This window comes from Pseudomonas sp. ADAK2 TE3594, from assembly GCF_053628675.1.
Genome location: NZ_JBRJGV010000001.1, coordinates 6,002,423 through 6,027,323 on the forward strand (window position 1 = coordinate 6,002,423; position 24,901 = coordinate 6,027,323).

General features: G+C 58.3%; 21 protein-coding genes and 1 pseudogene. 10 read left to right on the forward strand and 12 right to left on the reverse strand.

Annotated features, from left to right (window positions below; genetic code table 11):
• Positions 1 to 46: 46 nt before the first annotated feature.
• From dnaA to gyrB, 4 genes and pseudogenes are all read left to right on the forward strand, one after another.
• Complete coding sequence (gene dnaA, locus AB7M22_RS27060; protein ID WP_008007897.1) at positions 47 to 1,567, forward strand: chromosomal replication initiator protein DnaA; 1,521 nt, start codon at positions 47 to 49, stop codon at positions 1,565 to 1,567.
• 39 nt (positions 1,568 to 1,606) lie between these two features.
• Positions 1,607 to 2,711, forward strand: a pseudogene (gene dnaN, locus AB7M22_RS27065) (DNA polymerase III subunit beta).
• Between the two features lie 20 nt (positions 2,712 to 2,731).
• On the forward strand, positions 2,732 to 3,835 hold the full coding sequence (gene recF, locus AB7M22_RS27070; RefSeq protein WP_008007898.1) for a DNA replication/repair protein RecF: 1,104 nt from the start codon (positions 2,732 to 2,734) through the stop codon (positions 3,833 to 3,835).
• 5 nt (positions 3,836 to 3,840) lie between these two features.
• Positions 3,841 to 6,258, forward strand: coding sequence for a DNA topoisomerase (ATP-hydrolyzing) subunit B (gyrB, locus tag AB7M22_RS27075; protein WP_007902994.1), 2,418 nt, complete (start codon positions 3,841 to 3,843; stop codon positions 6,256 to 6,258).
• 149 nt (positions 6,259 to 6,407) lie between these two features.
• Here gyrB and AB7M22_RS27080 read toward each other — a convergent pair whose 3' ends face one another.
• Together AB7M22_RS27080 and AB7M22_RS27085 are read right to left on the reverse strand one after the other, a co-directional pair.
• Entirely contained in the window at positions 6,408 to 6,638 is a 231-nt protein-coding gene (locus tag AB7M22_RS27080; protein ID WP_454188315.1) for an amidase family protein, read from the reverse strand.
• A 4-nt stretch (positions 6,639 to 6,642) separates the two neighbouring features.
• Positions 6,643 to 7,440: an AraC family transcriptional regulator gene (locus AB7M22_RS27085; protein WP_454188316.1), complete on the reverse strand. Its 798-nt coding sequence runs from the start codon at positions 7,438 to 7,440 to the stop codon at positions 6,643 to 6,645.
• A gap of 94 nt (positions 7,441 to 7,534) precedes the next feature.
• On the opposite strand from AB7M22_RS27085, the gene AB7M22_RS27090 reads away from it, so the two are divergent.
• Positions 7,535 to 7,840 carry a hypothetical protein gene (locus tag AB7M22_RS27090; RefSeq protein ID WP_454188864.1) on the forward strand — a complete coding sequence of 102 codons (306 nt, stop codon included), beginning with the start codon at positions 7,535 to 7,537 and terminating at the stop codon, positions 7,838 to 7,840.
• A gap of 38 nt (positions 7,841 to 7,878) precedes the next feature.
• The gene (locus AB7M22_RS27095; RefSeq protein ID WP_454188317.1) at positions 7,879 to 8,778 is read left to right on the forward strand and encodes an EamA family transporter; all 900 of its coding nucleotides are present in this window, start codon (positions 7,879 to 7,881) and stop codon (positions 8,776 to 8,778) included.
• 124 nt (positions 8,779 to 8,902) lie between these two features.
• Here AB7M22_RS27095 and AB7M22_RS27100 read toward each other — a convergent pair whose 3' ends face one another.
• A complete protein-coding gene (locus AB7M22_RS27100; protein WP_008007900.1) occupies positions 8,903 to 9,622 on the reverse strand; it encodes a response regulator transcription factor in 720 nt (239 codons plus the stop codon).
• Positions 9,623 to 10,387: 765 nt separating this feature from the next.
• Here AB7M22_RS27100 and AB7M22_RS27105 point away from each other — a divergent pair.
• A complete protein-coding gene (locus AB7M22_RS27105; RefSeq protein ID WP_454188318.1) occupies positions 10,388 to 11,383 on the forward strand; it encodes a FecR family protein in 996 nt (331 codons plus the stop codon).
• 18 nt (positions 11,384 to 11,401) lie between these two features.
• Positions 11,402 to 13,714: a CHASE2 domain-containing protein gene (locus AB7M22_RS27110; protein WP_454188319.1), complete on the forward strand. Its 2,313-nt coding sequence runs from the start codon at positions 11,402 to 11,404 to the stop codon at positions 13,712 to 13,714.
• A 182-nt stretch (positions 13,715 to 13,896) separates the two neighbouring features.
• Here AB7M22_RS27110 and AB7M22_RS27115 read toward each other — a convergent pair whose 3' ends face one another.
• The 4 genes from AB7M22_RS27115 to glyQ form a co-directional block, all read right to left on the reverse strand.
• Complete coding sequence (locus tag AB7M22_RS27115; protein ID WP_032835069.1) at positions 13,897 to 14,676, reverse strand: lysophospholipid acyltransferase family protein; 780 nt, start codon at positions 14,674 to 14,676, stop codon at positions 13,897 to 13,899.
• 81 nt (positions 14,677 to 14,757) lie between these two features.
• Positions 14,758 to 15,297 carry a D-glycero-beta-D-manno-heptose 1,7-bisphosphate 7-phosphatase gene (gmhB, locus tag AB7M22_RS27120; protein ID WP_454188865.1) on the reverse strand — a complete coding sequence of 180 codons (540 nt, stop codon included), beginning with the start codon at positions 15,295 to 15,297 and terminating at the stop codon, positions 14,758 to 14,760.
• Between the two features lie 4 nt (positions 15,298 to 15,301).
• The gene (glyS, locus tag AB7M22_RS27125) at positions 15,302 to 17,356 is read right to left on the reverse strand and encodes a glycine--tRNA ligase subunit beta (protein ID WP_454188320.1); all 2,055 of its coding nucleotides are present in this window, start codon (positions 17,354 to 17,356) and stop codon (positions 15,302 to 15,304) included.
• On the reverse strand, positions 17,353 to 18,306 hold the full coding sequence (gene glyQ, locus AB7M22_RS27130; RefSeq protein WP_003213601.1) for a glycine--tRNA ligase subunit alpha: 954 nt from the start codon (positions 18,304 to 18,306) through the stop codon (positions 17,353 to 17,355). The genes glyS and glyQ overlap by 4 nt, the downstream gene beginning before the upstream one ends.
• 81 nt (positions 18,307 to 18,387) lie before the next feature.
• Between glyQ and tag the strand changes: the two genes are divergently transcribed.
• Complete coding sequence (gene tag, locus AB7M22_RS27135; protein ID WP_454188321.1) at positions 18,388 to 18,945, forward strand: DNA-3-methyladenine glycosylase I; 558 nt, start codon at positions 18,388 to 18,390, stop codon at positions 18,943 to 18,945.
• 40 nt (positions 18,946 to 18,985) lie between these two features.
• Entirely contained in the window at positions 18,986 to 19,873 is an 888-nt protein-coding gene (locus AB7M22_RS27140) for a lysophospholipid acyltransferase (protein ID WP_454188322.1), read from the forward strand.
• Positions 19,874 to 20,019: 146 nt separating this feature from the next.
• Here the strand turns inward: AB7M22_RS27140 and AB7M22_RS27145 are convergent, their stop codons facing one another.
• The 5 genes from AB7M22_RS27145 to def form a co-directional block, all read right to left on the reverse strand.
• Positions 20,020 to 20,334 (reverse strand): tetratricopeptide repeat protein, encoded by a 315-nt coding sequence (locus AB7M22_RS27145; RefSeq protein WP_008007911.1) that lies wholly within the window; start codon positions 20,332 to 20,334, stop codon positions 20,020 to 20,022.
• Positions 20,335 to 20,509: 175 nt separating this feature from the next.
• Positions 20,510 to 21,883 (reverse strand): Trk system potassium transporter TrkA, encoded by a 1,374-nt coding sequence (gene trkA, locus AB7M22_RS27150; RefSeq protein WP_008007913.1) that lies wholly within the window; start codon positions 21,881 to 21,883, stop codon positions 20,510 to 20,512.
• A 22-nt stretch (positions 21,884 to 21,905) separates the two neighbouring features.
• Positions 21,906 to 23,216 carry a 16S rRNA (cytosine(967)-C(5))-methyltransferase RsmB gene (gene rsmB, locus AB7M22_RS27155; RefSeq protein WP_454188323.1) on the reverse strand — a complete coding sequence of 437 codons (1,311 nt, stop codon included), beginning with the start codon at positions 23,214 to 23,216 and terminating at the stop codon, positions 21,906 to 21,908.
• Positions 23,213 to 24,172: a methionyl-tRNA formyltransferase gene (gene fmt / locus AB7M22_RS27160; protein ID WP_454188324.1), complete on the reverse strand. Its 960-nt coding sequence runs from the start codon at positions 24,170 to 24,172 to the stop codon at positions 23,213 to 23,215. The genes rsmB and fmt overlap by 4 nt, the downstream gene beginning before the upstream one ends.
• Positions 24,173 to 24,243: 71 nt before the next feature.
• The gene (def, locus tag AB7M22_RS27165) at positions 24,244 to 24,750 is read right to left on the reverse strand and encodes a peptide deformylase (RefSeq protein WP_008007919.1); all 507 of its coding nucleotides are present in this window, start codon (positions 24,748 to 24,750) and stop codon (positions 24,244 to 24,246) included.
• Between the last annotated feature and the right edge of the window lie 151 nt (positions 24,751 to 24,901).

Here is a 24,901-nt window from a genome sequence, read left to right on the forward strand (position 1 = left end):
TGACCGCTTGTTTTTGCCTCACCGGCTTTCAACTTAGGGGATATCCGTGTCAGTGGAACTTTGGCAGCAGTGCGTTGAGCTTTTGCGCGATGAGCTGCCTGCCCAACAATTCAACACTTGGATCCGTCCACTACAGGTCGAAGCCGAAGGCGACGAGCTGCGTGTCTACGCGCCGAATCGTTTTGTTCTCGACTGGGTCAATGAAAAGTACTTGGGCCGCGTCCTTGAACTGCTGGATGAGCATGGCAATGGCCTGGCGCCGGCGCTTTCCTTATTAATAGGCAGCAAACGCAGTTCGGCGCCGCGTGCGGCACCCAATGCCCCGTTGGCCGCTGCGGCGTCCCAGGCCCAGGCCGCTCAAGCGCCTGTCAGCGCTCCGGCGCCAGCCCCGGCAGCAGCCTCGACCAAACGTGCGACACAAAAAGTAGCCGAGGTCAGTGAAGAGCCGTCCCGCGACAGCTTCGATCCAATGGCCGGCGCCAGTTCGCAGCAGGCCCCGGTTCGCTCCGAACAGCGTACGGTGCAGGTCGAAGGCGCGCTCAAGCACACCAGCTACCTGAACCGCACCTTTACCTTCGAGAACTTCGTCGAAGGCAAGTCCAACCAACTCGCCCGGGCTGCGGCTTGGCAGGTGGCGGACAACCCCAAGCACGGCTACAACCCGCTCTTCCTTTATGGCGGTGTCGGCTTGGGTAAAACCCACTTGATGCACGCAGTGGGTAACCACCTATTAAAGAAGAATCCGAATGCCAAGGTTGTGTACCTGCATTCCGAGCGTTTCGTTGCAGACATGGTCAAGGCCTTGCAGCTGAATGCGATCAACGAGTTCAAGCGCTTCTACCGCTCGGTGGATGCGTTGCTGATCGATGACATTCAGTTCTTCGCCCGCAAGGAACGCTCCCAGGAAGAGTTTTTCCACACCTTCAACGCCCTGCTTGAAGGTGGCCAGCAGGTCATTCTTACCAGTGACCGCTATCCGAAAGAAATCGAAGGTCTTGAAGAGCGCCTGAAGTCACGTTTCGGCTGGGGCCTGACGGTTGCCGTCGAGCCGCCGGAGCTGGAAACCCGCGTGGCGATCCTGATGAAAAAGGCCGACCAGGCCAAAGTCGATCTGCCACACGACGCGGCGTTCTTCATTGCCCAGCGTATTCGCTCCAACGTCCGTGAACTGGAAGGCGCGCTCAAACGCGTGATCGCCCACTCGCACTTCATGGGCCGCGATATCACCATCGAGCTGATTCGCGAATCCCTGAAAGACTTGTTGGCGCTGCAAGACAAACTGGTGTCTGTGGATAACATTCAGCGCACCGTCGCCGAGTATTACAAGATCAAGATCTCCGACTTGCTGTCCAAGCGTCGTTCACGCTCGGTAGCACGTCCGCGTCAGGTCGCCATGGCGTTGTCAAAGGAACTGACCAACCACAGCCTGCCGGAAATCGGCGATGTGTTTGGCGGCCGCGATCACACGACTGTTTTGCACGCCTGCCGCAAGATCAACGAGCTTAAGGAATCCGACGCGGACATCCGCGAGGACTATAAGAACCTGCTGCGTACACTGACTACTTGATGAACACCAGCGCAGCTTATTAAGGCAAGGGACTAGACCATGCATTTCACCATTCAACGCGAAGCCCTGTTGAAACCCCTGCAACTGGTCGCAGGCGTCGTCGAGCGCCGACAGACCTTGCCGGTGCTCTCCAACGTGCTGCTGGTTGTCGAAGGCCAGCAACTGTCGCTGACCGGTACCGACCTGGAAGTCGAGCTGGTCGGTCGTGTGCAACTCGAAGAGCCTGCGGACCCGGGTTCCATCACTGTGCCTGCGCGCAAGCTGATGGACATCTGCAAGAGCTTGCCGAACGATGCGCTGATCGACATCAAGGTCGATGAGCAGAAGCTCGTGGTGAAGGCCGGCCGTAGCCGCTTCACCCTGTCGACCCTGCCAGCCAATGACTTCCCGACGGTGGAAGAAGGCCCAGGCTCGCTGACCTGCAGCCTTGAGCAAAGCAAACTGCGTCGTCTGATTGAACGCACCAGCTTCGCGATGGCGCAGCAGGACGTGCGTTACTACCTCAACGGCATGCTGCTGGAAGTCTCGGCCGGGATCATCCGCGCCGTGGCGACTGACGGTCACCGTCTGGCCATGTGTTCGATGCAGGCCGATATCGGTCAGCCGGATCGTCATCAGGTGATCGTACCGCGTAAAGGTATTCTGGAGCTGGCACGTCTGCTGACCGAACGCGGACGGCAACGTCAGCATCGTGCTGGGCCAGCACCACATCCGCGCCACCACCGGCGAGTTCACCTTCACCTCGAAACTGGTCGACGGTAAATTCCCTGACTACGAGCGTGTTCTGCCTAAAGGCGGCGACAAGCTGGTACTCGGCGATCGTCAGGCATTGCGTGAAGCGTTCAGCCGTACCGCGATTCTGTCCAACGAGAAGTACCGTGGCATCCGTCTGCAACTGGCCAATGGTCAGCTGAAGATCCAGGCGAACAACCCGGAGCAGGAAGAAGCGGAAGAAGAAGTGGGCGTTGAGTACAACGGCGGCTCTCTGGAAATCGGCTTCAACGTGAGCTATCTGCTCGACGTGCTGGGCGTGATGACCACCGAGCAGGTTCGCTTGATCCTGTCCGACTCCAACAGCAGTGCGCTGGTACAAGAGTCCGACAACGACGACTCGGCTTACGTTGTCATGCCGATGCGTCTGTAATCATGCTCAGCAGAACCTAGATGTCCTTAAGTCGCGTCTCGGTCACCGCGGTGCGCAATCTGCACCCGGTGACCTTCTCCCCCTCCCCCCGAATAAACATTCTTTACGGCGCCAACGGCAGCGGCAAAACCAGTGTTCTGGAAGCCATTCATCTGCTGGGGCTTGCCCGTTCGTTTCGTAGCAGCCGTCTGTTACCCGTCATTCAATACGAGCAATTGGCGTGTACGGTGTTTGGCCAGGTCGAATTGGCTGAGGGTGGACACAGTGCGTTGGGGATATCTCGCGACCGCCAGGGTGAGTTCCAGATTCGCATCGATGGGCAGAACGCCCGAAGTGCTGCGCAACTGGCAGAGATCCTGCCGTTGCAATTGATCAACCCGGACAGCTTCCGCCTGCTGGAAGGTGCGCCGAAGATTCGCCGACAGTTTCTCGACTGGGGTGTGTTCCACGTGGAACCCCGATTCATGTCCACGTGGCAGCGCTTGCAGAAGGCCTTGCGCCAGAGAAACTCTTGGCTGCGACATGGTACACTTGACGCCGTTTCGCAAGCGGTTTGGGACAGGGAACTGTGCCAGGCCAGCGCTGAAATAGATGAATACCGCCGCGCTTACATCAAAGCCTTGAAACCAGTCTTTGAACAGACCTTGAGCGAACTGGTTGAGCTTGAGGGCTTAACGCTCAGCTATTACCGAGGCTGGGACAAAGACCGTGAGTTGAGTGCAGTGCTCGCCGGGTCCCTTCAGCGGGATCAGCAAATGGGTCATACCCAAGCCGGACCACAACGGGCTGATTTGCGTCTTAGATTGGGCGCACATAACGCCGCGGACATCTTGTCTCGTGGCCAGCAGAAGTTGGTGGTCTGTGCATTGCGGATCGCCCAAGGGCACTTGGTTAGCCAGGCCCGTCGCGGCCAGTGTATTTATCTGGTGGATGACCTGCCGTCCGAACTGGACGAGCACCACCGTCGCGCGCTTTGCCGCTTGCTGGAAGACTTACGCTGCCAGGTCTTTATCACCTGTGTAGATCACGAATTATTGAGGGAAGGCTGGCAGACGGAAACGCCAGTCGCTCTGTTCCACGTGGAACAGGGCCGTATCACCCAGACCCACGACCATCGGGAGTGAAGGCATTGAGCGAAGAAAATACGTACGACTCAACGAGCATTAAAGTGCTGAAAGGCCTGGATGCCGTACGCAAACGTCCCGGTATGTACATTGGTGACACTGACGATGGCAGTGGTCTGCACCACATGGTGTTCGAGGTGGTCGATAACTCGATCGACGAAGCTTTGGCAGGCCATTGCGACGACATCAGCATTATCATCCACCCGGACGAGTCCATCACCGTTCGCGACAACGGTCGTGGCATCCCGGTAGACGTGCACAAAGAAGAAGGCGTCTCGGCGGCCGAGGTCATCATGACCGTGCTGCACGCCGGCGGTAAGTTCGACGATAACTCCTACAAGGTATCCGGCGGTCTGCACGGTGTAGGTGTGTCGGTGGTGAACGCACTGTCCAAAGAACTGATCCTGACCGTTCGCCGCAGCGGAAAAATCTGGGAACAGACTTATGTCCACGGTGTTCCGCAAGAGCCGATGAAAATCGTTGGCGAAAGCGAAACCACTGGCACCCAGATCCACTTCAAGCCTTCGGCTGAAACCTTCAAGAACATCCACTTCAGCTGGGACATCCTGGCCAAGCGGATTCGCGAACTGTCCTTCCTCAACTCCGGTGTCGGCATCGTCCTCAAGGACGAGCGCAGCGGCAAGGAAGAGTTGTTCAAGTATGAAGGTGGTCTGCGTGCGTTCGTTGAATACCTGAACACCAACAAGACTGCGGTCAACCAGGTGTTCCACTTCAACATCCAGCGTGAAGACGGCATCGGCGTGGAAATCGCCCTGCAGTGGAACGACAGCTTCAACGAGAACCTGTTGTGCTTCACCAACAACATTCCACAGCGCGATGGCGGTACTCACTTGGTGGGTTTCCGTTCCGCACTGACGCGTAACCTGAACACCTACATCGAAGCTGAAGGTCTGGCGAAGAAGCACAAAGTTGCCACCACCGGTGACGACGCCCGCGAAGGCCTGACAGCGATCATTTCGGTAAAAGTGCCGGATCCGAAGTTCAGCTCCCAGACCAAAGACAAGCTGGTGTCTTCCGAAGTGAAGACCGCGGTTGAACAGGAAATGGGCAAGTACTTCTCTGACTTCCTGCTAGAGAACCCGAACGAAGCCAAGCTGGTCGTCGGCAAGATGATCGACGCGGCGCGTGCGCGTGAAGCAGCGCGTAAGGCCCGTGAGATGACCCGCCGCAAAGGCGCGCTGGACATCGCCGGCCTGCCGGGCAAACTGGCTGACTGCCAGGAAAAAGACCCTGCCCTTTCCGAACTGTACCTCGTGGAAGGTGACTCTGCTGGCGGCTCCGCCAAGCAGGGACGCAACCGTCGCACCCAGGCCATCCTGCCGCTCAAGGGCAAGATCCTGAACGTGGAGAAGGCACGCTTCGACAAAATGATCTCTTCGCAAGAAGTGGGCACCTTGATCACCGCGCTGGGCTGCGGCATTGGCCGCGACGAGTACAACATCGACAAGCTGCGTTATCACAACATCATCATCATGACCGATGCTGACGTCGACGGTTCGCACATCCGTACCCTGCTGCTGACCTTCTTCTTCCGTCAGTTGCCGGAGTTGATTGAGCGCGGTTACATCTACATCGCTCAGCCGCCGCTGTACAAGGTCAAGAAAGGCAAGCAAGAGCAGTACATCAAAGACGACGACGCCATGGAAGAGTACATGACGCAGTCGGCCCTGGAAGACGCGAGCCTGCACCTGAACGAAGAAGCCCCGGGTATCTCCGGTGAAGCGCTTGAGCGTCTGGTGAATGACTTCCGCCTGGTGATGAAGACCCTCAAGCGTCTGTCGCGCCTGTACCCGCAGGAACTGACCGAGCACTTCATCTACCTGCCAGCGGTGAGCATGGAGCAACTGTCCGATCACGCAGCGATGCAGGATTGGATGGCTCAGTTCGAAGTTCGCCTGCGCACCGTCGAGAAATCCGGCCTGGTTTACAAAGCCAGCCTGCGTGAAGACCGTGAACGTAACGTCTGGCTGCCAGAGGTCGAGCTGATCTCCCACGGCCTGTCGAACTACATCACCTTCAACCGCGATTTCTTCGGCAGTAATGATTACAAGACTGTTGTGTCGTTGGGCGCTCAATTGAGCACCTTGCTGGACGACGGCGCGTATATCCAGCGCGGCGAGCGCAAGAAGCCGGTCACCGAGTTCAAGGAAGCCCTTGAATGGCTGATGGCTGAAAGCACCAAGCGTCACACGATCCAGCGATACAAAGGTCTGGGCGAAATGAACCCGGATCAGCTGTGGGAAACCACCATGGACCCAAGCCAGCGCCGGATGCTCAAAGTGACCATCGAAGACGCCATTGGCGCGGACCAGATCTTCAACACCCTGATGGGTGATGCAGTCGAACCTCGCCGTGACTTCATCGAAAGTAATGCCTTGGCGGTTTCCAACCTGGACTTCTGATCCGGCATCAGGACGCTGTCTAGTCCTGAAATAGGTTTACACCTGTTTCACCCAACGCCCGATGCACCGCATCGGGCGTTTTGTATTTCAGAGAGAGGTGGTCTGCCTGTTTGAAATCCGCCGTGGGCGTGCCTAATGCAGGTTCAGGCCTAAACCCGAGTAAGCGATTTCATTTCAGTGAGGTTGGTTTTGCCGAGCGGGATCATGCCTGCGTTGCGCAGCCGAGCAATAACCGGTGCATCCTGTGTCGCCGACGCCAATTCGTTGCGGATAGCGGATCCCGCGGTGGTAAGGCTGCCAGCCACATCGATGAGGTCCTTTACCGTAAATGGAAGGCCATCCGCAGCATCTAAGGCATTGCCTTTTCCCTTCTCGATCAATCGCTCAGAACATTGATGCGCCTTTGGACTTGGCCAAATAGCGCCCCGGTGAATCCCCCAGGTTACGCCGAAATACCGAGGTAAATGCGCTTGGGCTGCTGTAACCCAGATCAATCGCCACTTCGGTGATAGATGAACCATTGCTCAGTCTGGATGTTGCTTCCAGCAAACAGACTTGTTGCCGCCAGAACACAAAACTCATGCCGGTCGCTTCCCGAAAACTTCGCGTGAACGTTCTACGGCTCATGTTCGACCAACTGGCCATTTCACTGATGGAAATATTCTGCGTGGGTGCATCAAGGAATCGATGGCACGAAAGAGCTAGTCGAGGTTCTGAGGGCAAAGGTGCGCTCAATGGAAGCTCCGACATGGCGCCGATTTCATCCACCAGTAGAGTCTGCACGGATTGGCTCCGGATATTGGGCGGTTGATCCGGATCAATGGCCAACGCCGCTTCCAACAGGTGCCTGAGCAGCGGCGAAACATTGTAGACCTGGCAATGCTCCGGCAAGTCGGCGCGGATGGAGGCTGCCTCATCGAGGTAAGTATTGATCATGGTCACGTCGCCGCGCATATGCATTTCGTGCGATACGCACGCAGGAACCCAAAGCGCTCTTTGAGGCGGGACAACCCAATTCCCCTGTTCGGTGAACATCTTTAATGCGCCTGTCGAGGCGTACGCAAATTGGCCACGACTGTGCGTGTGCCGCGCAAAAACAGTACCCGAGGAATACTTGCGCAGGCTCACCACAACGTCGGGGCTCCCGTGCTCGTGGAAATCCAATATTTGATTGATCGACATGGCCCGATTTTGACGAAAATAGACCCGCTTTAGCAAGCGGGCCAATATTTTGGACCATAGAATCGCATCTCCAAAATGGGACAATTCGAAGGGCGTGCGCGGGCTTGAGCAATTGCGCGGCGAATTTACCATTCTGATATTCGATCGACTGCGCAAGATGCTAATTGCCGTGCGCGATCGCGTCGGGGTCAAACCGCTGTATTACACCGAGCATGAGGGGGCTTGGTATTTCGCCTCTGAAGTTGAAGGCCTTGCTCGCGGCCGGAGTTTCAAATCCAGTCCGCCCAACGTGGTATTGACCTCCCTGGGTGATCGAATGGAAATGGCTGGCAGCCTGGAAGGTCGTCTGCTGAAAATTACAGGGCTTTGCCTGATGCAAAAACGGTTCGCATTGAACTGATTGGAATGCGGTGTGCCGCTTAATGTGAGGCTAGGGACATGCAGAAAAAACATTTGGTTCTGGCGATACTCGTCACCTTAGTGTGGGGAGTGAACTTTCCAATCACCAAACTTGGTTTACGCTCGATCGATCCCTTTGTGTTAACCGGAATACGCTTTGCGCTCGCTGCTATACCTTTGGTGCTCTTCATCAAGCGCCCCGCCATCAAGTTCAGCTATGTCGCCGCTTACGGCTTCATTTTCGGGTTGGGGATGTGGGGGGTGATCAATTATGGCATTCAGATCGGTGTCAGCCCCGGTATTGCTTCGCTGATCATTCAGCTCAGTGTGTTCTTCACCATGGGTTGGGGGGCGTTACTATTTAAAGAAAAGCTTCGCGGTGCCCAGCTTATCGGGGCACTGCTGGCATTGGTCGGGCTAGCGGGCATCATTTCCACCCAGCAAGGGGAGCACGCAATACTTGGAGTACTGCTGATTGTGCTGAGTGCAGTCGCTTGGAGCGTCGGCAACGTGATTATCAAGAAATCGGGTGTCAAAGAGATTTTTTCATTCATGGTCTGGGCCAGTCTGTTTCCACCCATCCCGCTCTTCTTCATCACTTGGCTCATGCAGGGTGCCGCGCCCTTTGAGAACCTGCAAAGCAGTCTCGACTTCACGGCTGTACTATCGATCGTTTTCCAGGTTTACCTGGCCACACACTTTGCCTATTGGGGATGGAATTCGCTGTTGAAACTTTATCCCGTATCAACAGTGGCACCGCTGTCGTTGTTAATTCCGGTATTCGGCATCGGCAGTTCGATGCTGATTATCGGCGAACACATCTCGACACCGAACTTGATTTCAATTGCGATCATCATTATGGGATTGGCAGTCGGCCTATATCGTAAGTCCCCTGGCACCATCCATGCCGCCCCCAGAGCCGGGTTACGCTCGGACTAAGGCGGTCGTGCCAGAACATTGATCGATTGAAATCTACATGGGTATTGATTCCCCGCGTAGAACTGCCGTAATGGACACTGCCAACGCTTAGCGTTGGCCTTTTTTATTGATCGTCGAAACGTCGTCATTCGCTAGCAGTGGCCACGCTCTCGAGCCGATACCCATACCCGTAAATCGTCAGCAGTTGCCAACCGCGATCGGCCGTCAGGCCCAGCTTGTTGCGCAGGCGATAAATATGAGTATCTAGCGGGCGGGAGGACGCTATTTCTTCATGGGTCCAAAAACGTTCATACAAGTATTCACGGGACAACGGTCGGCCCAGATTGGCGAACAGGCAGCGAGCGAGACGGTATTCCCGTTCGGTCAGGCTGATGGGGGTGGTGGCGCGGGTGACGGTGAGTTCGGCGTCGTCGAATTCGAGGTCATTGAAGGTCAGTATTTCGGTGGCTGCCGCGCGTTGCAGCCCATGCCGACGGAGCACCGCGCTGACTCGAGCCATCAGTTCGTTGGGACGAAACGGTTTGCTCACGTAATCGTCGGCCCCGGCGTTCAACGCCTGGACGATATCGCTTTCGGTATCGCGACTGGTGAGCATGATCGCGGCCGGTGGCACGTCCATGTGTTCACGGGTCCAGCGCAACAACGCCAGGCCGCTGATATCGGGCAGTTGCCAGTCGAGGATCAGCAAGTCGAAGGTCTCCCGCCGAAGTTGCCGTAGCAAGTCCTCTCCCCGCTCGAAGCTGTGCAACGTCCACCCCTGCTCTCCCGCTACGGGGATCTGTCGCAGTGTCTGTTCCACCCGGCGAAGTTCGGCGGGTTCGTCATCCAGTATTGCGACACGCATGCCGAGTGTTTCCTTCATCTCGTAAGTGCAAAGTTTAAGAAATTACCTGCGGGAGTTTAGGCTGATTGATTGAATCTGAACAATTGTGGCGAATTGCTGCGAACTTCCCAAGCATGGTTACGCTGATGTCACTTCGCCGGTAGGCGATGAACTATCGGCAGAATGCTCAAGAGGTACTGTGGGAAAGATGCACCTAAAGATTCTCTCTAATGGTTTCACAAGCCTGGCAGCATTGATGTTAGTGGCTGGCCTTGGACTGGGATGCACCACGGTCCAGTCGATTCCAGTCGTCGACCAGGAGGCTGTACCGCGTTACTTCGGCCCAACAGAAACAAACACGGTTATGGGGGATTCGCCCGGCTTTGCCCCGATGCACTCCCCACAGATAGACGCCGTACAACCTGACCCAACACATCAACGTTGGGTGTTTTAGACGCGCTCGGCCAATTCTGAACAAATATTGATAATTGCCTCACATGGCTTCCATGTCGGTAAATTCGTTGGCGCTGAGCGGCACAGGGGCATTGGGATGTGCTCCGACGCAGGGAGCGTCAAGCCAACCTGGCAGGACCGTCGATTGCCGGTTTTCGGTGGTCCGCACGTTCAGGGGGAAATACAGGGAGTGCCTGCTCGGCTCCGACACAGGGATGTGTCATCCCATTTCCTTTGCTTCCATGGCTATCTGCCAGAGCATCCGGTCAGGTATCGTGCGTCAAGCGCGTGCGTTTCCCGGCATGATTTCCATAAGAGCATAAAAGCCAATCCATGAACCCCATGACCTTATTGCTCTCACGCCGTTCTGGCGTCTGTCTTTTACTGGTTGCCGGCTTGATGGGATTGCTCACCCAGAGTGCATCGGCGGCAGTCTCCTCGGCAAAACGCTTGCCTTATATCGATGAAAACCAACAATGCCGTGGTCAACCGCTGCCGGCGACTGTCGAGCATCTGACCGGTGAAGCCTGGAAGCTGGACGCCAAAGGCAAGCAGACGCCGCTGCAGGAAGGTATGTCGATCGACGAGCAGGAAGGAGTCAAAACCTCGCCCTCAGCGTTTGTCAGCCTGTCCCTGGGTGATGGCTCGCGGGTGGTGTTGCCCTCCAGTTCCCATATCACCCTGCATCTCAATGAAGAACATTCGATCCCTCAGGTCATTCTTGAGCAGGGGCAGGTTGAGTCGTATGTGATCAAACGTCCCAGCGACCATGATCGCTTTCAGATCGTCACGCCGGTCGGTGTACTGGGCGTACGGGGTACGCACTTTCGGGTGCGCAACGATGACGGTGGCGAGGCGCTGCTGGAGGTTCTGAACGGACACGTGGCGGTCAACCGTGATGAGGAAACGTCGGGCTCCCGCCCTGCCCGGTCGGCTGCCAAACGGACTCAGAGCCCTGACGCTGACGAGGTCCAGGTCATGGCCCGTCAGGGTTTGCGTATTCAGAAACAAGGCACATTGACGCCAATCGACTTGCTACCTGCCCCACGTTTGTTGGGGCAAGGCGGTCAGACGGGTAATGTGCCTGTGTGGCAATTGATCATGAAACCCATCGAAGGGGCCACGCGTTATCGGGCGCAAGTGGCTACCGACGCAGCCTTTCTGGACATCAAGCAAGAGCAGTTTTCCAGCACGCCAGAGGTCAAATTCAGCGGGCTCAAAGCATTTTTCTACCATGTTCGCCTGTCGGCCTATGACGCTCAGGGGTTAGAGGGAGAGACCGGGGTGTATGACATTTTCTATTACCCCAGGACCACACGTGTCCAATAGCGCCTTGGCCGACGACCGATGAAGAGACGGCCAAGGAAGGATGACCGCGAGCCGACCCAGGCTCAGCGGTTGTTTCAGCGGATGGTGCGCGAGTGGCTGTGGGTCTGTCTGATCCTGTTGCCGCTGACGGCGATGCTGTCGATGAATCAGGGGCTGGCCCTGAGCAATCTGCTGTATGACAACCTGCGCCGGCTGAGTCCGCTGCCGGTGGACCCGCGAATACTCATCGTCACGATCGATGACTACAGCTTGCAGCAGCTTGGCCAATGGCCGTGGTCGCGGGCCATGCACGCGCAACTATTGGATCGGCTCAGCGCCGCGAACGTTAAAGGCGTTCTATTCGACGTTATCTTCAGCGAGCCCGATAGCCATCCCGGCAACGATCAGCTTTTGGCCCAGGCGGTCTGTCGGACCGGGAATGTTTTCGTGCCGCTGTTGCGCGAAGGCGTCGCACGTTATGGGCAGCCCTTGGGGGAAATCGAACCGGTGGCTGCGCTGAGCCATTGCGCCAAAGGTGTCGGGCACATCAATGCTGAAGCGGATGCCGACGGAATTGTGCGCAGTGTGTATTTAAGCGAAGGACCGGCGCAAAAAGCACGCCCTCAACTGGCCTGGCTGCTGTACGAAGAATCCCTTACCGATAAGGGAAATGTACCGATGCCTGGTACCCCGGCCCTGCCATCGGCGCAAGGCTGGCAGCGAGCCCACGAAATACGGATTCCTTTCATCCATTCCGACGCGGGCTTTCCCACTGTGCCCTACGTCAGCGTATTGCGCGGCGAAGTCCCGCCCGAGTTGTTGCGTGATCGCTTGATCCTGATCGGCTCGACCGCCCCAGGCCTGGGCGACCGCTACGTGACACCGCAATCGGCCAGCATCGGCACCACACCGGGCATCGAGATCCAGGCGAATATCCTCAACGGGCTGCTGCAACAGCGCAACATTGTGGTTCTCGATCAGCGTTTGGCGGCCTTGCTATCGGTGATGATTGTCGGTGAGTTGCTCGGCCTGTTGCTGGTACGTCCGCGTCGCGCCCTATGGCTGACACTGGGTGCAATGGCGGCCGCTCTACTGGGTTCGGGTGTACTGTTGCGGCTTGGTTGGTGGTGGTCACCGGCGGCGAGCCTGCTAGGGATGATGCTGGGATACCTGATCTGGAATTGGCGAAGGCTGAACGCGGTGCTCGCCTATTTCGGCTGGGAGCTGGCGCGCCTGGACAGCGAGCCGAAAGTCTTTCCCGAACGTCGTCGCACCCAGGCCCCGGCCGGTGATGTGCTGCAAGGGCAAATCGTCGCGCTGGAGCAGGCCATGAGTCGGACCCGCGACACCCGACGTTTCATTGCCGATGGACTTGAATACCTGCCGGTGGCGACACTGATCAGCGATCCGAACGGACGTATTCTGCTGGCCAACCGCAAGGCTCGAGAAGTGTTTTGTCGTGGCCTGGTGGGCGAGGACATGCTCGAGCAACTGAGCGACTTGGGTTACCCGGTGCCGTCCAATGGAATGCCATCTGCGTTGTCGACCCTGGAGCCGCTGGAGTTTCGTGACTCCCAGGCACGCAGCCTGCGTCTGGACCTGGCACCGCTGTTGCCAGCCGAGGGTGACGCCGTGATTGGCTGGCTACTGAGCCTCACTGACTTGAGCGTCGAGCGCGACGCCGAAGAACAACGAGCCGTGTTGCTGCGCTTTTTGTCCCATGACCTCAGGGCTCCCCATTCGGCGATACTGGCCTTGCTCGATGTTCAGCGGCATCAGGTATCCGGCGACACTCAAGTGTTCAGTCAGATCGAGTTACAAGTGCGCAAGGCGCTGAACCTGACCGAGGCTTTTGTGCAGTTGGCAAAAGCCGAGTCCGAGGCCTATCAGTTTCAGCCGAGCATGTTCGCGATGTTGTTGCTCGATACCTTCGACCAGGCCTCGAGCATTGCTCATCTGAAGAACATTCAATTACTGCATGACCTCGACGAAGACGCTGAAGCGCTGGTCCTGGCCGATCAATCGCTACTGACACGGGCACTGTTCAACCTGCTGGAAAACGCCATCAAGTACAGTCCGGCGGGCTCGCGGATCTCAGTGCGGGTGAGTTGTGCCGAGGGTTGGCTACTGTGCGAGATCGCCGATCAGGGGCGAGGGATTGCTGTCGATGAACTTCCCGAGTTGTTCAGTCAGTATCGGCGTTTTACCTCGGCTCACGGCAGCGACGGCCTGGGGCTGGGTTTGTCCATGGTCAAGGCAGTGGTTGACCGTCATGGCGGGAGGATTTCCTGCCATAGCGTGGTGGGGCAAGGCACGACGTTCAGCGTCCAGTTACCGCTATTGAGCGAGTGATCCAGACGCTTTCAACGGGCATAAAAAAACCGGCTATATCAGCCGGTTTTTTTACGTCCAAAATATACTTATGCACCTTTTCCGACGTTTTATTTGCTTAAGAAATATGTATGTAAATCATAAGCTTAAAAACTAAAAACGACGTTTTTCAACAAAACGGTACACAGGTTATCCACAGAATCTCAGACAGTCACTTGATCGGTAGCGTTGGGTGCCGCCGGGGCTGCTGGCAGCGAGCCCATCTCGCGCTGCATCTGTTCGTTCCAGGCCTGCACTCGATCATTCAGGTCGGCAATGGCTCGCGGCCCGTTACCCTCGGCGTACATCGGCGCGCCAATGATGACAGTGATCACGCCTTGCTGTTTCGCCCAACCGGTTTTTGGCCAGAACTTGCCGGCATTGTGCGCAATCGGCAGTACCGGTAATGACGCATTGACCGCCAACGCGGTGCCACCGCGGGAGAACTTGCCGATAGTGCCGTAAGGGACGCGAGTCCCTTCAGGGAAGATCAGTACCCAGACATTGTCCTTGAGCAGCTCATCGCCCTTCTTCGCCACATGTTTGAGCGCGGCCTTTGGGTTGCCACGGTCGATGGCAATCGGTCGCAGCATGGCCATGGCCCAGCCGAAGAACGGAACGTAGAGCAGTTCGCGTTTGAGCACCTGGCTCAGAGGCTCGAAATACGCCGAGAGAAAGAATGTCTCCCAAGTGCTCTGGTGGTTCGACTGAATCACGCAGGGCTGGTCAGGCACGTTCTCGGCACCCTTCACTTCATAACGGATACCCAGAAAGACTTTGCTCAGCCATAAGGCGCAGCGGCACCAGTACACGTTGATAAAGCGATAGCGCGCCTTGAATGGCAGAAACGGCGCGATAAAAAAGCTCAGGGTGCACCAGAGCAAAGAGCTGGTGCCCAGCAGCAGGTAAAAGAGGAAAGTTCTGATGGCCTGCAGTATCGACATGGCGACATTTACCGTTGCGGGCATTGCCCGCCTATTCAAGCGCACTCCCGATCAGTCCTTGGCCAGGATGTCAGAAGAGCCTTAGTTGTGGATAAGTTCCGCGGCAATCGCCGCCAGATCGTCAAAAATCAAGGTGCCCGCCGGTAGGGTCTTCCCCAGAGTCTTTTCGCCTTTCCCGGTCTTTACCAAAACTGGCTGAGAGTCGACGGCTCTGGCGGCTTCCAGGTCACCGAGAGTATCGCCGACGAACCATAGATTCGTCAGCGAAACGTTGTAATGCGCGGCGATGGTTTTCAACATCCCAGGTTTTGGCTTGCGGCAATCGCAGCCATCGTCTGGCCCGTGCGGGCAATAGACGATCAGCCCGACTTCGCCACCCTGCTCCGCCACCAGCTCGCGCAAGCGAGCGTGCATGGCATCCAGGGTGGCGATGTCGTAATAGCCGCGAGCGATGCCCGACTGGTTGGTAGCGACCGCCACCGTCCAGCCGGCCTTGTTCAACTGCGCGATCGCTTCGATCGAACCGGGGAGCGGAATCCACTCCTCCACCGACTTGATGTACGCGTCGGAGTCGTAATTGATCACTCCGTCCCGATCGAGAATCAGCAGTTTCAACAGCAGCCCCTTAGCCCAGCAGCGAAATGTCGGCAACGCCGAGGAACAAGCCACGCAGACGCGCCAGCAGCGCATAGCGGTTGGCTCGCACCTTGGCATCTTCGGCGTTGACCATCACCGCTTCGAAGAACGCATCCACCGGCTCGCGCAAGGCGGCCAGACGTGCCAGCGATTCGCTGTACTGACGCGCAGCGGCCATTGGCTGAACAGCCTGGTCAGCCTGCTGGATCGCCGAATACAGGGAAAACTCGTTGGCGTTGTCGAAGTACTTGGCTTCAACGACCGAAGGAACGGTGCCTTCGACCTTGCTCAGCAAGTTCGAAACGCGCTTGTTCACAGCGGCCAGGGCTGCGGCTTCCGGCAATTTACGGAACGCTTCTACCGCTTGTACACGCTGATCGAAGTCCAGCGCCGAGCCCGGCTTCAGGGCACGGACCGACAGGTAAGTCCCGACATCAACGCCTTCGTCTTCATAACGGGCACGCAGACGGTCGAAGATGAACTCCAGCACCGAGTCATTCAGGCCGGCAGCCTTCACCTTGGTACCGAACGCATTCACGGCAAACGCCACGGCGTCATTCAGGTCGAGGTCGAGCTTCTTGTCGATCAGGATGCGCAATACACCCAGCGCAGCGCGGCGCAAGGCGTACGGGTCTTTGCTCCCGGTTGGCAGCATGCCGATACCGAAAATGCCCACCAGCGTGTCGAGCTTGTCGGCGATGGCCACGGCCGCACCGGTCAGGGTGGTCGGCAGTTCAGCACCGGCACCGCGCGGCATGTACTGCTCGTTCAGCGCCAAGGCGACTTCTTCCGGCTCGCCGTCGTTGAGGGCGTAGTAGTAACCGGCGACACCTTGCATCTCCGGGAACTCACCGACCATCTCGGTCGCCAGGTCGCACTTGGACATCAGGCCGGCACGGGAAGCCCAGGCCGGGTTGCCACCAATGCGTTGAGCGATGAACGCGGCGAGCTTGGAAACGCGCTCGGCCTTGTCGTAGACGCTGCCGAGTTTTTCCTGGAACACCACGTTCTGCAGACGCAGGTTGAAGTCTTCGAGTTTTTGCTTCTTGTCTTGCTTGAAGAAAAACTCGGCGTCGGTCAGGCGTGGGCGAACCACTTTCTCGTTACCGGCGATGATCTGCTGCGGGTCTTTGCTTTCGATGTTGGCCACGGTAATGAAACGAGGCAGCAACTTGCCGTCGGCATCCAGCAGGCAGAAATACTTCTGGTTGTCCTGCATGGTGGTGATCAGTGCTTCTTGCGGCACGTCGAGGAAACGTTCTTCGAACGAGCACACCAGCGGCACCGGCCATTCAACCAGCGCGGTCACTTCGTCGAGCAGGCTTTGCGGCACGATGGCCGTACCTTCCTGCAGCGTCGCCAGTTCTTCGGTGCGCTTGCTGATCAGCTCGCGACGCTCGTTGGCGTCGGCCAGCACATAGGCTGCACGCAGGTCATTCAGGTAGTTGGCCGGCGAGGTGATGCGCACGCTTTCAGGATGGTGGAAGCGGTGACCACGGGAATCGCGGCCGGCCTTTTGCGCGAGGATGGTGCAGTCGATGACGTGGTCACCGAGCAGCATCACCAACCATTGGGTCGGGCGAACGAATTCTTCTTTGCGAGCACCCCAGCGCATGCGCTTGGGGATAGGCAGGTCGTTCAGGGAGTCTTCGACGATGGTCGGCATCAAGCTCGCGGTTGGCTTGCCGGCGATGCTTTGGCTGTAGCGCAGTTTCGGACCACTCTGATCGATTTCGCTCAGGTCGACGCCGCACTTCTTGGCGAAGCCCAGGGCTGCTTGAGTCGGGTTGCCTTCGGCATCGAACGCGGCCTGACGCGGCGGGCCGTCGAGGTTGATGCTGCGATCCGGCTGCTGGGTCGCCAGCGCGGTAATCAGCACGGCCAGACGACGTGGCGCGGCGTAGACGGTTTTGGTTTCGTAGTTCAGGCCGGCAGCTTGCAGGCCTTTGTCGATACCGGCCATAAATGCTTCGGCCAGGGTGTTCAGGGCTTTGGGTGGCAGTTCTTCGGTGCCCAATTCAACCAGAAAATCTTGAGCACTCATTGTGCAGCCTCCAGCTTGGCCAGTACTTCATCACGCAGGTCCGGGGTCGCCATCGGGAAGCCCAGCTTGGCGCGAGCCAGCAGGTAGGCTTGCGCAACGGAACGCGCCAGGGTGCGTACACGCAGGATGTATTGCTGACGCGCGGTCACCGAGATCGCCCGGCGCGCATCCAGCAGGTTGAAGGTGTGGGAAGCCTTCAACACCATTTCGTAGCTCGGCAACGGCAAGGGCTGATCAAGTTCGATCAGGCGCTTGGCTTCGCTTTCATAGAAATCGAACAACTCGAACAGCTTCTCGACGTTGGCGTGTTCGAAGTTGTAGGTCGACTGTTCCACTTCGTTCTGGTGGAACACGTCGCCGTAGGTCACCTTGCCGAACGGACCGTCAGCCCAGACCAGGTCGTAGACCGAGTCCACGCCTTGCAGGTACATGGCCAGGCGCTCCAGACCGTAAGTGATCTCGCCGGTCACCGGGTAGCACTCGATGCCGCCCGCTTGCTGGAAGTAAGTGAACTGCGTCACTTCCATGCCGTTGAGCCAGACTTCCCAGCCCAGACCCCAGGCGCCCAGCGTTGGCGACTCCCAGTTGTCTTCGACGAAACGGATGTCGTGCACCAGCGGGTCGAGGCCCACGTGCTTGAGGGAGCCCAGGTACAGTTCCTGGAAGTTGTCCGGGTTCGGCTTCAGGACTACCTGGAACTGGTAGTAGTGCTGCAGACGGTTCGGGTTTTCGCCGTAGCGGCCGTCAGTCGGGCGACGACTGGGCTGCACATAAGCGGCGTTCCAGGTTTCCGGGCCAATGGCGCGCAGGAACGTGGCAGTGTGGAAAGTGCCGGCGCCTACTTCCATATCGTAGGGCTGAAGTACCACACAACCTTGCTCGGCCCAGTATTGCTGGAGGGCGAGGATCAAGTCTTGGAAGGTACGCACGGCTGGCGTAGGCTGGCTCACGAAATTCACCTGTTTCTTGGGCTGCGATTTAAAGAGCGGGAGTATACCCGATTCGGTCCTGCGCACGCCCCCTGGAGCCTTATGCCACGCTGCTTTTGGTGTACCGAAGATCCGCTGTACATGGCTTATCACGATCAGGAGTGGGGCACGCCGCTACGCGATGCGCAGGGTTTGTTCGAGTTGCTTTTGCTCGAAGGGTTCCAGGCCGGGCTTTCCTGGATCACTGTGTTGCGCAAACGAGAGCGTTATCGCGAGGTGCTGTTTGGCTTCGACGTGCAACGCGTGGCACAGATGAGCGACGCGGAAATCGATGAATTGATGCTCGATCCGGGGATCATCCGCAATCGCCTCAAACTTAATGCCGCCCGGCGCAATGCCCAAGCCTGGCTGGCGCTGGAGGACCCGGTGGCGTTTCTCTGGTCGTTCGTCGGCGGAATGCCGGTGATCAATCATTTCAAGGATCGCAGTGAAGTGCCGGCGGTGACACCGGTCGCCGTCGAGATGAGCAAAGGCCTGAAAAAAGCCGGTTTCACGTTCGTCGGCCCGACCATTTGTTATGCGTTGATGCAGGCTTCGGGCATGGTCATGGACCACACTCGCGATTGCGATCGCTACGCCACCTTGGCGAACGGCGGTTAGAATAGCCGCCTCGCGCACAGCACAAGATCAGGAGTGACCTGTGGATAAGTTGAAAGGCGCCTTGCTGGTAGGCGCTCTGCGTCTGTTTGCCCTGCTTCCTTGGCGGGCCGTGCAGGCGGTGGGTTCGGCGATTGGCTGGACCATGTGGAAAACCCCCAACCGTTCCCGCGACGTGGTGCGGATCAACCTCGCCAAGTGCTTTCCGCAAATGGACCCGGCCGAACGCGAGCGTTTAGTCGGACAGAGCCTGAAAGACATCGGCAAGTCCCTGACCGAGAGCGCCTGCGCATGGATCTGGCCGGCTCAGCGTTCCATCGACCTGGTGCGTGAAGTCGAAGGTCTCGATGTGCTCAAGGATGCCCTCGCCTCCGGCAAAGGCGTGGTCGGCATCACCAGCCACCTGGGCAACTGGGAAGTGCTGAACCACTTCTATTGCAACCAGTGCAAACCGATTATTTTCTACCGTCCGCCCAAGCTCAAGGCGGTGGATGAGTTGCTGCGCAAGCAGCGGGTGCAATTGGGTAACCGAGTAGCCGCTTCCACCAAGGAAGGCATCCTCAGCGTGATCAAGGAAGTGCGCAAAGGTGGTGCCGTGGGCATTCCGGCTGACCCGGAACCGGCCGAATCCGCCGGGATCTTCGTGCCGTTCTTCGCCACTCAGGCCCTGACCAGTAAATTTGTCCCGAACATGCTGGCCGGCGGCAAAGCGGTCGGCGTGTTCCTGCATGCCCTGCGTCTGCCGGACGGTTCGGGTTACAAAGTGATCCTCGAAGCCGCCCCCGAGGCCATGTACAGCACCGATACCGAAACCTCCTGCGCAGCCATGAGCCAGGTGGTCGAGCGCTATGTGCGGGCTTATCCGAGCCAGTACATGTGGAGCATGAAGCGCTTCAAGAAGCGTCCGCCGGGCGAAGAACGCTGGTACTGATGCTGCTGTGGATAACTCCCGGTAAAATCAAAAGATCGCAGGCTTCGCCTGCTCCTACAAAAGGCGCGGCGTACACCCCGTAGGAGCTGCCGAAGCCTGCGATCTTTTGATCTTTTGATCTTGCGATTAGCCTGCGTTACTTCTGATCAGTGCGCCTGACGCTCAAGCTTTTTCAGAAACACCGTCATTTCCTTCTCCGCCTGCTTGTCGCCATGATTGCGGGCAGCTTCCAGACCCTGTTCCCAGGCCTGACGCGCCGCCGCGTAATCCGCCAGCGCCAGATGGGCCTTGCCCAGTAGCTTCCAGGCCGCCGAATACTTCGGATCGAACTCGACGCAGCGCTGGAAATGCTCTGCGGCTTTGGCATTTTCACCAAGATCCAGATAACCCTTGCCCAGGCCGAAGCGCAGCAGCGAGTTATCCACACCCTTGGCGAGCATTTTTTCCAGGGATTCGATCATGGTGGATTCCTTATTGAGGTTATTCAGGGATGCCTGTTTGTTCTTGAGATTGCTTTCGCGGGCAAGCCCGCTCCCACAGGAATCTCGGTCGTACACAAGATATGTGTTCACTGCAAAACACTGTGGGAGCGGGCTTGCCCGCGAAGAGGCCCGTCCAGCCACTGCAAATGCCGGATCAGAAGAAGCTCAACCCCACATGGAACAGCTTTTCCACATCCCGAATATGCTTTTTATCCACAAGGAACAGAATCACATGGTCGCCGGCTTCGATCACGGTGTCGTCGTGGGCGATGATCACTTCTTCGTCGCGGATGATCGCGCCAATGGTGGTCCCCGGCGGCAGGCCGATGTTTTCGATGGCCTTGCCGATCACCTTGCTCGATTTCGCATCACCGTGGGCGATGGCCTCGATGGCTTCCGCCGCACCTCGACGCAATGAGTGCACGCTGACGATATCGCCGCGCCGCACGTGGGCCAGCAACGTGCCGATGGTCGCCAATTGCGGGCTGATGGCGATGTCGATGTCGCCGCCCTGGATCAGGTCGACGTAGGCCGGGTTGTTGATGATCGTCATCACCTTCTTCGCGCCCAGGCGTTTGGCCAGCAGCGACGACATGATGTTGGCTTCGTCGTCGTTGGTCAGCGCCAGGAAGATGTCGGCGTCGGCGATGTTCTCTTCCATCAGCAAGTCGCGGTCGGAGGCACTGCCCTGCAACACCACGGTGCTGTCGAGGGTGTCCGAGAGATGGCGGCAGCGGGCCGGGTTCATCTCGATGATCTTCACCTGATAGCGGCTTTCGATGGCCTCGGCCAAACGCTCGCCAATCTGCCCGCCGCCAGCAATGACGATGCGTTTATAGCTCTCGTCGAGGCGGCGCATTTCACTCATTACCGCGCGAATATTCGCTTTGGCGGCGATGAAAAATACTTCGTCGTCGGCCTCGATCACCGTATCGCCCTGGGGCAGGATCGGTCGGTCACGACGGAAAATCGCCGCAACGCGCGTTTCGACATTCGGCATGTGTTCGCGCAGCTGTCGCAGTTGCTGACCCACCAGCGGACCGCCGTAATAGGCTTTCACTGCCACCAGTTGCGCCTTGCCTTCGGCGAAATCGATTACCTGCAACGCCCCCGGATGCTGGATCAGGCGTTTGATGTAGTTGGTGACGACTTGCTCCGGACTGATCAGCACGTCGACCGGAATCGCTTCGTTATCGAACAATTCGGCGCGGGTCAGGTACGCGGCTTCGCGGACCCGGGCGATCTTGGTCGGTGTGTGAAACAGAGTGTGAGCGACCTGACAGGCCACCATGTTGGTTTCGTCACTGTTGGTCACTGCAACCAACATGTCGGCGTCGTCGGCCCCGGCCTGACGCAGGATGGTCGGCAGCGAACCGCGACCCTGCACGGTGCGGATGTCCAGCCGATCGCCGAGGTCACGCAGGCGTTCGCCATCGGTGTCGACCACGGTGATGTCGTTAGCCTCGCTGGCCAAGTGTTCCGCCAGCGAACCGCCGACCTGCCCTGCGCCGAGGATGATGATTTTCATCCAGTCACTCCCTTAAAACCGGTTAACCGCGCGCGGCGGCAATCTTGATCAGCTTGGCGTAGTAGAACCCGTCGTGGCCGCCTTCCTGGGCCAATAATTGGCGACCGTGAGGTTGCTTGATACCGGCTTGAGTCGCGAGGTCCAGTTCACGGGCGCCCGGCGTGCGAGCGAGGAAGGCTTCGATGACTTCGGTGTTCTCGGTCGGCAGCATGGAGCAAGTGGCGTAAAGCAGAATGCCGCCCACTTCCAACGTTATCCACATAGCGTCGAGCAATTCGCCCTGAAGCACCGCCAAGGCGGCAATGTCGTCGGGTTGGCGAGTCAGTTTGATGTCCGGGTGACGACGAATCACACCGGTAGCCGAGCACGGCGCGTCCAGCAAAATGCGCTGGAACGGTTTGCCGTCCCACCAGGTCGCGGTGTCGCGGCCGTCGGCGGCGATCAGTTCGGCGCTCAGGCCCAGGCGTGCGAGGTTTTCCCGCACCCGCACCAGACGCTTGGCTTCCAGATCCACAGCAACCACGCCGGCCAGTTTGGACTCGGCTTCAAGGATGTGGCAGGTTTTGCCGCCCGGTGCGCAGCAGGCGTCCAGCACCCGTTGGCCTGGCGCCAGGTCCAGCAGGTCGGCGGCCAGTTGCGCGGCTTCGTCCTGCACGCTGATCCAGCCTTCGGCGAAACCCGGGAGGCTGCGCACGTCGGCCGCTGCGTCGAGGATGATGCCGTCCTGACTGTAAACGCATGGCGTGGCAGCGATACCCGCTTCAGTCAGCAAACCGAGGTAGGCATCGCGAGTGTGATGGCGACGGTTGACCCGCAAAATCATCGGCGGGTGAGCGTTGTTCGCCGCGCAAATGGCTTCCCACTGCTCAGGCCAGAAGGCTTTGAGGGATTTTTGCAGCCAGCGTGGGTGAGCGGTGCGCACCACCGGGTCGTGTTCCAGCTCGGCCAGCAGCGCTTCGCTTTCCCGTTGGGCACGGCGCAGCACGGCGTTGAGCAAGGCTTTGGCCCACGGCTTTTTCAGTTTGTCGGCGCAACCGACGGTTTCGCCGATGGCAGCGTGGGGCGGAACCCGGGTGTAGAGCAGTTGGTAGAGGCCGACCAGCAACAGCGCCTCGACATCGGCATCAGCCGCTTTGAACGGCTTTTGCAGCAACTTGGCCGCCAGCGCCGACAAACGTGGCTGCCAGCGAGCCGTGCCGAATGCCAGGTCCTGGGTGAAGCCGCGATCACGGTCTTCGACCTTGTCCATTTGCGTTGGCAGAGAACTGTTGAGTGAGGCTTTTCCGTTAAGAACAGCGGCCAGTGCCTTGGCGGCGGCCAGACGTGGATTCATTGAGCGTCCGCCGCTTGACCGAGAACGGTGCCGACGGCGAATTTCTCACGACGGCTGTTGAACAAGTCGCTGAAGTTCAGCGCCTTGCCGCCGGGCAATTGCAGACGGGTCAGGCACAGTGCCTGTTCACCGCAGGCGACGACCAAGCCGTCCTTGCTGGCACTGAGGATTTCACCCGGTGCGCCCTGCCCTTCGGCCAGGCTTGCGGCCAACACTTTCAGCGCTTCGCCGTTCAGCGTGCTGTGGGTGATCGGCCAAGGATTGAAGGCGCGAACCAGACGCTCCAGCTCAACCGCCGGGCGGCTCCAGTCGATGCGCGCTTCGTCCTTGTTCAATTTGTGCGCGTAGGTGGCGAGGCTGTCGTCCTGCACTTCGCCTTGCAGAGTGCCAGCGGCCAGGCCGGCAATCGCCTGCACCACGGCCGGTGGGCCCATCTCTGCGAGGCGATCATGGAGGCTGCCACCAGTGTCTTCGGCGCTGATCGGCGTTGTGACCTTGAGCAGCATCGGCCCGGTGTCGAGGCCCAGCTCCATGCGCATCACGGTCACGCCGCTTTCGCTGTCGCCCGCCTCAACGGCGCGCTGGATTGGCGCCGCACCGCGCCAGCGTGGCAGCAAGGATGCGTGGCTGTTGATGCAACCCAGGCGCGGAATATCCAGTACCACTTGCGGCAGGATCAGGCCATAGGCGACCACCACGAGCAAATCCGGTTTCAGTGCAGCCAGTTCAGCCTGAGCGTCTTCGTTGCGCAGGGTTGGAGGTTGCAACACCTGGATGTTGTGTTCCAGAGCCAACTGCTTGACCGGGCTCGGCATCAGCTTCTGCCCACGGCCTGCCGGACGGTCCGGTTGGGTGTAGACCGCAACGATCTCGTAAGGACTGTCGAGCAGGGCCTTGAGGTGTTCGGCGGCGAATTCCGGGGTACCGGCAAAGACAATGCGCAGTGGCTCAGTCATGGGAAGCTCTCAATTACAAAGCAGTCGCAAAAGAAAAAGGCTTGCCGCAGCAAGCCTTTGAAAGAAGGGCATCAAGCGTTCTGGCGATGGAGCTTTTCCAGTTTCTTCTTGATCCGGTCGCGTTTGAGCGTGGACAGGTAATCAACGAACAATTTGCCGTTGAGGTGGTCGCATTCATGCTGGATGCATACCGCGAGCAGGCCTTCGGCGATCAGTTCGTACGGCTGGCCGTCGCGGTCCAGGGCCTTGATCTTGACCTTTTGCGGGCGGTCGACGTTTTCGTAGAAACCCGGCACCGAAAGGCAGCCTTCCTGGTACTGGTCCACCTCGTCGGTCAGGACTTCGAACTCGGGGTTGATGAACACCCGTGGTTCGCTGCGGTCTTCAGAGAGGTCCATCACGACGATACGTTTATGCACGTTGACCTGGGTCGCGGCGAGGCCGATGCCTGGCGCTTCATACATTGTTTCAAACATGTCATCGACCAACTGACGCACTTCGTCGTCCACTACAGCCACTGGTTTGGCGATAGTGCGCAGGCGCGAGTCGGGGAATTCGAGGATGTCTAAAATGGCCATAAGCTCAATTGCTGCACGTGTGAGGTAAAGTCGGGTCGATGGCCTGGCGAGTCCGAGGATGCAGGCTACCGTTGTGAACGTAGCTTCCGGCTTTTCAATAAGGAGCCGGTAGCGAGCCACGAGGGCTCTGGCGTTTCACGCGAACGTACAT